9 protein-coding genes and 1 pseudogene are annotated in these 9,718 nt (G+C 64.3%); 6 read left to right on the top strand and 4 right to left on the bottom strand.

Annotation, left to right across the window (positions count from 1 at the left end; genetic code table 11):
* From G3N98_RS36080 to G3N98_RS36065, 4 genes are all read left to right on the top strand, one after another.
* On the top strand, positions 1–664 hold a 664-nt coding region (locus G3N98_RS36080), incomplete at its 5' end, for a Smr/MutS family protein (RefSeq protein ID WP_206150794.1).
* The gene (locus G3N98_RS36075) at positions 651–1,274 is read left to right on the top strand and encodes a trimeric intracellular cation channel family protein (protein WP_039343458.1); all 624 of its coding nucleotides are present in this window, start codon (positions 651–653) and stop codon (positions 1,272–1,274) included. The genes G3N98_RS36080 and G3N98_RS36075, both read left to right, overlap by 14 nt.
* Positions 1,275–1,451: 177 nt before the next feature.
* Positions 1,452–2,021 (top strand): PAAR domain-containing protein, encoded by a 570-nt coding sequence (locus tag G3N98_RS40055; RefSeq protein ID WP_241026230.1) that lies wholly within the window; start codon positions 1,452–1,454, stop codon positions 2,019–2,021.
* 2 nt (positions 2,022–2,023) lie between these two features.
* The gene (locus G3N98_RS36065; protein ID WP_206150795.1) at positions 2,024–2,848 is read left to right on the top strand and encodes a hypothetical protein; all 825 of its coding nucleotides are present in this window, start codon (positions 2,024–2,026) and stop codon (positions 2,846–2,848) included.
* A gap of 359 nt (positions 2,849–3,207) precedes the next feature.
* On the opposite strand, the gene ugpC is transcribed toward G3N98_RS36065, so the two are convergent.
* The 4 genes from ugpC to G3N98_RS36045 form a co-directional block, all read right to left on the bottom strand.
* Positions 3,208–4,326 (bottom strand): sn-glycerol-3-phosphate ABC transporter ATP-binding protein UgpC, encoded by a 1,119-nt coding sequence (gene ugpC, locus G3N98_RS36060; RefSeq protein WP_089472317.1) that lies wholly within the window; start codon positions 4,324–4,326, stop codon positions 3,208–3,210.
* A 112-nt stretch (positions 4,327–4,438) separates the two neighbouring features.
* Positions 4,439–5,296 carry a carbohydrate ABC transporter permease gene (locus G3N98_RS36055; protein ID WP_011544828.1) on the bottom strand — a complete coding sequence of 286 codons (858 nt, stop codon included), beginning with the start codon at positions 5,294–5,296 and terminating at the stop codon, positions 4,439–4,441.
* Complete coding sequence (locus tag G3N98_RS36050; RefSeq protein WP_039343490.1) at positions 5,286–6,224, bottom strand: sugar ABC transporter permease; 939 nt, start codon at positions 6,222–6,224, stop codon at positions 5,286–5,288. Before G3N98_RS36050 ends, G3N98_RS36055 begins: the two co-directional genes overlap by 11 nt.
* A 139-nt stretch (positions 6,225–6,363) precedes the next feature.
* Positions 6,364–7,611 carry an ABC transporter substrate-binding protein gene (locus G3N98_RS36045; RefSeq protein ID WP_069247370.1) on the bottom strand — a complete coding sequence of 416 codons (1,248 nt, stop codon included), beginning with the start codon at positions 7,609–7,611 and terminating at the stop codon, positions 6,364–6,366.
* 432 nt (positions 7,612–8,043) lie between these two features.
* On the opposite strand from G3N98_RS36045, the gene zwf reads away from it, so the two are divergent.
* Both zwf and G3N98_RS36035 read left to right on the top strand, forming a co-directional pair.
* Entirely contained in the window at positions 8,044–9,513 is a 1,470-nt protein-coding gene (zwf, locus tag G3N98_RS36040) for a glucose-6-phosphate dehydrogenase (protein WP_124576695.1), read from the top strand.
* 88 nt (positions 9,514–9,601) lie between these two features.
* A pseudogene (locus tag G3N98_RS36035) lies at positions 9,602–9,718 on the top strand (6-phosphogluconolactonase); the annotation flags it as partial.

Genomic DNA, 9,718 nt, shown 5'->3' with positions numbered 1-9,718 from the left:
CCAGGGGCTCGCGGGGCTCGGCGCGCTGCGCAAGTCGCTGCAAGGCGAAGCCGATCGCCGCGACCGCGAGCGCGTCGAAGCGGCCAAGGCCGAGCGCAAGGCGGAAGCCGACGCAAACCTGTTCCGCAACGAGATCGGCGCGATCCGCCCGCTGAACGCGCCGCCGCGCGCGGCGGCCGGGCGCACACCGCCCGACCCGGTGCCGAAGCAGACGCAGCGCGACGAGGAAGCCGTGCTGAACGCGACGTTGTCCGACGAATTCGATCCCGAGACGCTGCTCGACAGCGACGACTCGCTGTACTACCACCGCCCCGGCATCAGCCGCGACGTCGTGCGCAAGCTGCGCAGCGGCGCGTGGATCGTGCAGGCGCAGATCGACCTGCATGGAATGCGGCGCGACGAGGCGCGCGACGCGCTCGCCGAGTTCATCCGCGAAGCCGGCAAGAAGGGGCTGCGCTGCCTGCGCGTGATCCACGGCAAGGGGCTCGGCTCGATCGGCAAGGAGCCGGTGCTGAAAGGCAAGGTGCGTGCGTGGCTCGTGCAGAAGGAAGAAGTGATCGCGTTCTGCGAGGCGCGCGGCCACGACGGCGGCGCGGGCGCGGTGCTGGTGCTGCTGCAGCCGTTCGCGGCACCCGGTGACCGGGGGCCGCGTGCCGCATCCTAGGCTGACGCTCGCGATCGCGGTACTGGAGGCGATCGCCACGCTGGCCTTTGCGATCTCGGGCTTCATCGAGGCGCGCAAGAACCGCCTCGACTCGGTCGGCACGTTCGTCGTCGCGCTCGCCACCGCGTTCGGCGGCGGCACGCTGCGCGACATCCTGCTCGAGCGCCGGCCGTTCTACTGGGTCGTGCACGACGACTACGTGATCGCGATCTTCGTGCTCGCGCTGTTCGCGCCGTTCGTGCTGCGGATGCTGTCGCGGCTGTCGGCCGAGCGATTGCTGCTCGTCGCCGATGCGATCGGGCTCGGGATCTTCAGCATCTCGGGCACGGCGATCGCGCTCGATGCCGAGATGCCGCGCTTCATCGCGGTGATGATGGGCGTGATCACGGGCGTGGTCGGCGGGATCGTCCGCGACGTGCTGTGCAACGACATCCCGCTGATCCTGCGCGATTCGCGGCCCTACGCGACCTGCGCGTTCGTCGGCTGCTGGTTCTACCTGCTGCTCGTATGGCTGCAGTTCGATTCCGTGTACAGCGTGCTGCTCGCGACCGGCTTCATCCTCGTCGCGCGGCTCGCGACGTTCAAGTTCGACGTGCGGCTGCCGCACTGAGGCTAACGATTCCCGGAAACTCAAGGGACTGCTGAAGCAGCCCTTTGCCGTTGCCCGCTCGTGATTCAGGACCAAAGCGAGCTATTGCATACGGACACGATTTTTTACAATTGCCTTTCATGACTCAGCGAAGCCATGCTACGTTCCGCACCATGATTTCAAACGGACGGCAAGGGCATGGTCATCTTTTACGCGGTAGTCGAAGACGATCCGCTGGACAGTGGCGGCTACGTACTCGACGGAGGCGAATGCGGAACGATCGTCGGTGACGACGGCAAGCGCCGCAGAATCACATTCGTCGGACAGCGGGCTTGGTGCAGCACCTGCGAAAGCATCGGAACGATTGAAGCAGCGCCCGGTACTCCGAACAAAAAGCGCCTACGCGACTTCACTTCTGCAGGACGAGTTCAAGCCCTCAGTGGTGATTGGGTCCGATGCCGCTGTGAACGTCCTCCACGCATCAACTCCCGGTACGGGCGCAAATGGAAAATAGCCGAAACCGAGCTGGATACCGGGATACCGGCCGCAGCCGCTGCAATGCCCGGCACCCCGGCAACTGCGCTGCCCACCTATGACGATCGCTTCGTCCTTCGGGACGCTGACGGCAACCCTCTGAGCTACACCGGTTATGCGCTGCGGCGTGACACGGGAACATTCGAATACGGCAGAACAGATGCGTCCGGACAAACGCACCTGCTCGCCGCTACGCCGCATGCTGAAAATATCACGATCTATCTCGCCGAATAGCCATGCCGGAAAATACTCACGTCTCCCCTAACGGTAACCGATACAAGCTGGTCGCGGCACGCACGACCACGCCAACGAGTGATGCTTCACCTAAGCCGGTCACTGCCCGCTCCAAGACATTCTGGAAATCGATCCGTGAATGGACTGATACCGACATCGCTGAATATCACCGCACCGTCCCACAACTCGCAGCGCAGATCCAGGCCGAAACGTACTGGGATCGAAATGGAAGCACGCGCGCAAATCGATTTACCTGCGAGGACTTCGCGCTACGGTTGCTCATCCAGTTTTCCGCATTGCGAGGACTGCCGCTCAACGTGACAACCGGCGTGCGAAGCTATCGGAATGAGGAAATCTACGGCGAACCCGAGCACCGACGATACGATTCGACAATGTACGGTTTCGCCGATATGGTATCGCTGACTTTCGGTGCACCAGACGTACAGCGTACAGGTTCGAATACCACACAACTCCAGACACCGGAGTCGCTCCTGCCCGGAGACATGCTTGTACAGGCCAATGATCGTGCGGGTATTGGACACCACGTTCAAATGGTCACGAGGGTCTCACCGTCTTCCATTGCGATCATGCAGGGGAATTCGAGTGGCGTGATCGTTCGTCCGTTCACAACAATCATGCGAATATTCGGCCGCAATCGCGCGGACCCGCAAAGCGCCAGCTATGCAGGCATGGGCGTGGAAAACGGACATTACACGCCCGGCGAAGATGGGTGGGACTACAGAAACGAGACGACAGGAGCCGAGGTCAAAAACTTTCTAAAGCAGTTTCAGCTGTATCGCTGGAATTTCACTGCATTCAACCAGTAACCCGTGGAGCGGACATGCGTGCGTTTTTTTCGGTGATCGCGAACAGCGATCTATTTGGTGCACTCGCGACCGTATGCTTGCTTGTCGCAGTGGGCGGCTTGTTTTCCAGGGTACGCCACTCGAAGCATTATTTTCCGGCCGTCTTCGCGTGTCTCCTGTTCATGCCGGTGCTACATGCAATCGGCTCGTATTTTTTGTCACTGCCGAGTCCATGACTGCAACCTCCGGCCGCCAGGCATCGAGGGAAAGGCGATAACTACAGCGAATGCAGCGACCCCGCTTGCGCCGGGGCAATCGACGCGCCGCCAAAAGCCACGTGTGGCCCGGACACCTCATCGATCGCCCCAAGCGACTTTGCATCACGCGATCCGCTCTTCCGACGCCGGATCGAACAGCACCGCCTTCGACACGTCGAACAGCAGCGACAGCGTCTGGTCGGGCTGCGGGTTCGCGGCCGGATGCACGCGGCTCACGATGCGCTTGCCGTTCACCTGCGCGAACACGTGCGTGTCCGGCCCGGTCGGCTCGGTCACGTCGACGCGCACGTCGAACGGCTGCAGGTGCGACGCGTCGCCGTTGTGCGCATGGCGCACGTCGGTGATGCGCTCCGGACGCAGACCGAGGATCACCTCGCGGCCGACGTGCGACTTCAGCTTCGCCGCATCGAACGGCAGGTTCAGCACGCCGCGCTTGACGCCCGTGTCGACTTCAAGCGCGATCCCGCTGCCCTGCTCGACCAGCTTGCCGTTGATGAAGTTCATCGGCGGCGCGCCGATGAAGCCCGCGACGAACAGGTTCGACGGCGAATCGTAGATCTCCTGCGGCGCGCCGAACTGCTGGACCACGCCGTCCTTCATCACCGCGATCCGGTCGCCGAGCGTCATCGCCTCGATCTGGTCGTGCGTCACGTAGACGATCGTCGTGCCGAGGCGCTGGTGCAGCAGCTTGATTTCCGCGCGCATCTCGATGCGCAGCTTCGCGTCGAGGTTCGACAGCGGCTCGTCGAACAGGAACAGCGACGGATCGCGCGCGAGCGCCCGGCCCATCGCGACACGCTGGCGCTGGCCGCCCGACAGCTGGCCCGGCTTGCGGTCGAGCAGGTGCTGGATCTGCAGCATCTGCGACACGCGGTCGACGATCTGCTGCTGTTCGCTCTTCGGCACCTTGCGGATGTTCAGGCCGAACGAGATGTTCTCGCGCACCGTCATCGACGGATACAGCGCGTACGACTGGAACACCATCGCGATGTCGCGATCCTTCGGCGACAGGTCGTTGACGACCTTGCCGTCGATGCAGATCTCGCCGCTCGTCACGGTCTCGAGCCCGGCGATCATGTTGAGCAGCGTCGACTTCCCGCAGCCCGACCCGCCGACCAGGATCAGGAACTGTCCGTCCTCGATCTCGATGTCGACACCCTTCAGGACCGGCACCCCGTTCGGGTAGGTCTTGTACACGTCACGGATGGAAAGGCTTGCCATGCTGTGAATCCTCTGTCTCGTCTCGCGCGGCGCATTCCGGCGCCGCGTCGGGTTCGTTTCGATGCGCCGCGCGCGAGGCGCGGCCGGTTCGTCGTATCGGATGAAGCCGCGCTTACCCCTTCACCGCGCCCGCCGTCAGCCCGCGCACGAAGTAGCGGCCGGCGACGATGTAGACGAGCAGCGTCGGCAGCGCGGCGATGATCGCGCCGGCCATGTCGACGTTGTATTCCTTCACGCCCGTCGACGTGTTGACGAGGTTGTTCAGCGCAACCGTGATCGGCATCGAATCGACGCCGGAGAACACGATCCCGAACAGGAAGTCGTTCCAGATCTGCGTGAATTGCCAGATCAGGCACACCATGAAGATCGGCAGCGACACGGGCAGCAGGATCTTCGTGAAGATCGTGAAGAAGCCCGCGCCGTCGATGCGCGCGGCCTTCACGAGCTCGGCCGGCACGCTCACGTAGAAGTTGCGGAAGAACATCGTCGTGAACGCGATGCCGTACACGACGTGCACGAACACGAGGCCCGGAATCGTGTTGGCGAGGCCGAGCATCCCCTGCAGGCGCGCCATCGGCAGCAGGATCACCTGGAACGGGATGAAGCAGCCGACCAGCATCATCGTGAACAGCGCGTCGGCGCCGCGAAAGCGCCAGTGCGTGAGCACGTAGCCGTTGAACGCGCCGATCAGCGACGAGATCAGCACGGCCGGGATCACCATCTGCAGCGAGTTCAGGAAGAACGGCTTCATGCCGTCGCAGCGCACGCCGGTGCACGCGCCGCTCCAGGCCTTCACCCACGGGTCGACGGTCCACGTGGTGGGCGGCGTCAGCAGGTTGCCGGTGCGCAGCTGGTCGAGATCCTTGAACGACGTCGACAGCATCACGTAGATCGGGAACAGGAAATACAGCGCGAACAGGATCAGTGCCGCATAGATCACTGCCCGGCTGATCGTCATCTTAGGCTGCATTGCGGGTGCTCCTCGATTCCATATACATCAGCGGCACCAGCACCGCGACCACGGTCGCGAGCATCATCACCGAGGACGCCGCGCCGAGCCCGAGCTGGCCGCGGTTGAACGAAAACGTGTACATGAACATGGCCGGCAGCGACGACGACGTGCCCGGGCCGCCCGCCGTCAGCGCGACGACGAGGTCGAAGGTCTTGATCGTGATGTGGCAGAGGATCAGCAGCACCGAGAAGAACACCGGGCGCATGCTCGGGATCACGATCTTGCGGTAGATGGTCGGCAGCGTCGCGCCATCGACCTGCGCGGCCTTGAAGATCTCCGCGTCGACGCCGCGCAGCCCCGCGAGGAACAGCGCCATCACGAAGCCGGTCGACTGCCACACGGCCGCGATCACCACGCAGAAGATCGCCTTGTCCGGATCGTCGAGCCAGCCGAACGAGAAGCTCGTCCAGCCCCAGTCGTGCATCACCTTCTCGAGGCCGAGGCCCGGGTTCAGGATCCACTGCCACGCGGTGCCGGTGACGATGAACGACAGCGCCATCGGGTACAGGAAGACCGCGCGCAGCGCGCCTTCGTTGCGGATCCGCTGGTCGAGCAGGATCGCGAGGAACAGCCCGAGCGCGACGCAGATCACGATGAACGGAATCCCGAACCAGCCGAGGTTCGCGGCGGAGGTCCACCACACGTCGTTCTGGAACAGGTCCGAGTAACGGCCGAAGCCGTCGAATTCGTAGTTCGGCAACAGCCGCGAATTGGTCAGCGACAGATAGCCGGTAATCAGGATGAAGCCGTAGATGAACACCACGGCGATCGCGACGCTCGGCGCAAGCACGAGCTTCGGGATCCAGCGGTCGGCGAAGGCCGACATCGGCGACGTACGCCGTGCGGCGGCAGCGCCGGATCCGTTTCCGCTAAGAGGGGCAGCCACTTGATTCGACTCCTGGAACGAGGGCGACGCAGGCCGGGCCGGCGCCGGGTACGGCACGGGCTTCGCGGGCGAGCCCGTTTGCTGCGCATGCAAAAACGCCCGGCCGATGAAGCGTTTCCGGCCGGGCGCCTGTCGCGCGTTACTTGACCTTCGCGGCCTTCGCGAGCGCGGCGACCGCGCTCTTCGAATCCTGCTGCGAGTTCATGAACTTCGTCACGACGTCCGTGATCGCGCCGGCGGTCGCGTCGCTCTGCGCCATCCCGTGCGCGAGCGACGGGACGAAGCCGCCCGACTTGATCGCGGTCTGCTCGTCGGCATACGACTTCTTCGCGCAGTCGTCGAACTTGTCCATCTTCACGCCGAGGCGGACCGGCACCGAACCCTTCAGCAGGCTGAACTGCTCCTGGAAGTCCGGCGTCATGATCGTCTTCGCGAGCGCGAGCTGGCCCGGCGTCGCGTTCTTCTCGCCCTTCTGCTGGAAGAACACGAACGAGTCGACGTTGAACGTGTACGAATTCGCGGTGCCCGGCACCGGCGCGCAGACGTAGTCCTTGCCCGCCTTCTTGCCGGCGTTCTCGAACTCGCCCTTCGCCCAGTCGCCCATGAACTGCATGCCGGCCTTGCCGTTGATGACCATCGCGGTCGCGAGGTTCCAGTCGCGGCCGTTACGGCCGGTGTCGAAGTAGCCCTGGATCTTGCGCACCGTGTCGAACACGGACAGCATCTGCGGCGAGGTCAGCGTCGCCTGGTCGAGGTCGACCAGCGCCTTCTTGTAGAACGCCGGGCCCTGCGACAGCACGACGTCCTCCCACAGCGTCAGGTCCTGCCACGGCTGGCCGCCCATCGCGACCGGCTGGATGCCCGCGGCCTTCAGCTTGTCGGCCACCGCGAAGAATTCAGGCCAGGTGGTCGGCACCTTCGCGCCGACCTTGTCGAGCGCGGCCTTGTTGATGTACAGCCAGTTCACGCGGTGCACCGAGAACGGCGCCGCGACGGTGTGGCCCTTGTACTTGATGATCTTGTCGATTTCAGGCGGCAGGTTCTGCTTCCAGTCGCCGGCAGCGGAATCGATGTTGACGAGCACGCCCTGGTCGGCCCAGTCCTGGATCAGCGGGCCCTTGATCTGCGCGGCCGACGGAGAATCGCCGCTGATCACCTTGGTCTTCAGCGCGGTCATCGCCGCGGCGCCGGCGCCGCCCGCGACCGCGAAGTCCTTCCACACGTAGCCCTGCTTCTGCACGTCGTCCTTCAGCACGCCGACGGCCTTCGACTCGCCGCCCGAGGTCCACCAGTGCAGCACCGTCACGTTCTCGGCTGCCTGCGCCGCCACGGCGCCGGCCATCAGACCTGCGGCGCAGAGCGCGCCCATGATCGAGCGAACTTTCATTACTTATCTCCTCCAGACTGAATCAACTCGTGAGGTTCCCTCGAGCGGGAACCGGCTTCTTGATAACGACGGGGAAATCGAGCCGCGGGACGCATGCAGCGTACGGGGCCGATGACCGGCCGGGCTCTTACAGAAAGCGTGAATCGAGATTCAACGGCGTGTCTCCTCTTGGTGTTTCTGGCCCGCCGCGGTGATGCGGCGCGAGCCCGGGGCCGACGTCGCGCGGACGATGCGCGCCGTCAATGTCCGATAACATTCGGCACAAGGCGTTCCCGAAGGCGAAGCTCGCGCAGTTCATCGACCGCACTTCTTTTTTTCTTCACCCAGGTGCTACCCCTTGCGGCGGATTGTAGTTAAACTACAATTCAGTGTCAAAAATATTTTTATCGCACTACGGATCGCTTCCGAGCACCCCCAACCCGGCGGAGACACATGCATACCGATTCCAGCTTTACCTTCGTACTTTTCGGCGGCACCGGCGATCTGTCGATGCGCAAGATCCTGCCTGCGCTGTTCGAAGCGCACCGTGCGAACATGCTGGCGGAGAGCGGCCGGATCGTCGCCGTGGCGCGTCATGAATCGGATCGGGCGTCCTATCTCGAATGGGTCGACACGCACGTGAAGCCGCACGCGGCCAAGGCCGCCGGCAAGGCGTTCGACGAAGCTGCGTGGAAGTCCTTCCTCGATCGCATCGAGTACGTGCACCTCGATCTCGGCCGCGCGGAAGACTACGTCGTGCTGCGCGACGCCGTGGCATCGCTGCCCGGCATCCGCGTGTTCTATCTCGCGACGGGCCCGTCGCTGTTCGTGCCGATCTGCAAGGCGCTCGCGTCGGTCGGCCTGAGCGAAGGCTCGCGCATCGTGCTCGAGAAGCCGCTCGGCTACGACCTGAAGTCGTCGAACGCGATCAACGACGCGGTCGGCGAGATCTTCGCGGAAGGCCAGATCTACCGGATCGACCACTACCTCGGCAAGGAACCCGTGCAGAACCTGCTCGCGCTGCGCTTCGGCAATGCGCTGTTCGAGCCGCTGTGGCGCCGCGAATGGGTCGAGAGCATCCAGATCACGATCGCCGAGGAGCTCGGCGTCGAGGCACGCGGCGATTTCTACGACAATACCGGCGCGCTGCGCGACATGGTGCAGAACCACCTGCTGCAGCTGCTGTCGATCGTCGCGATGGAGCCGCCGCATTCGATGGATTCGGATTCGGTGCGCGACGAAAAGCTGCGCGTGCTGCGCGCGCTGAAGCCGGTCGATCCGCGCGACATCGGCAAGGTGGCCGTGCGCGGCCAGTATCATGCGGGCGTGATCAAGGGCGCGCAGGTGCCGGCCTACGCGACCGAACCGGGCGTGAAGCCCGACAGCCAGACGGAAACGTTCGTCGCGCTGAAGGTCGAGATCGAGAACTGGCGCTGGGCCGGCGTGCCGTTCTTCCTGCGCACCGGCAAGCGGCTGGCCGATCGCGTCGCGGAGATCGTCGTCAATTTCCGCCCGGTGCCGCATTCGGCGCTCGGGCCCACCGCGCTGCGGCCCGGTTCGAACCGCCTCGTGATCCGGCTGCAGCCGAACGAGACGATCCGCCTGTACTGCCTCGCGAAGCAGCCCGGCGAAGGGATGAACCTCGCGAGCGTGCACCTCGACCTCGCGTTCGACCAGTTCTTCAAGGAAGGACAGATGGAGGCGTACCAGCGCCTGCTGCTCGACGTGATCAACGGCCGTCTCGCCCTCTTCGTGCGCCGCGACGAACAGGAAGCCGCGTGGCGCTGGGTCGAGCCTATCCTGAACGAGTGGGCACGCACGCTGAAGCCGCCGAAGCCGTATGCGGCGGGCACGTGGGGGCCGGCCGCGGCGAGCGCGATGCTCGCGCAGCACGACACCTGCTGGCTCGAAGAAGAGAACTGATGCAAACCGTTGCCGCGCACGCCACCGTACGCGGCAACGTGCCCCACGATTCGTACGATTTGAACAGACAAAGCAGTCCGGAGGAGATGTGATCGAGATTCACGCTTTCGACACCCAGGAAGCGCAAAGCGAAGCGCTCGCGCGCGCCGTCTGCGATGCGCTGCGCGGCGCGCTCGCCGGCCCCGCGCGCCCGACGCTCGCGGTA

Source organism: Burkholderia sp. Tr-20390, assembly GCF_017104595.1.
Classification (GTDB): Bacteria; Pseudomonadota; Gammaproteobacteria; order Burkholderiales; family Burkholderiaceae; genus Burkholderia.
The sequence above is the reverse complement of the archived record's forward strand: the minus strand, read 5'-3'. Positions and strand labels throughout refer to the sequence as shown.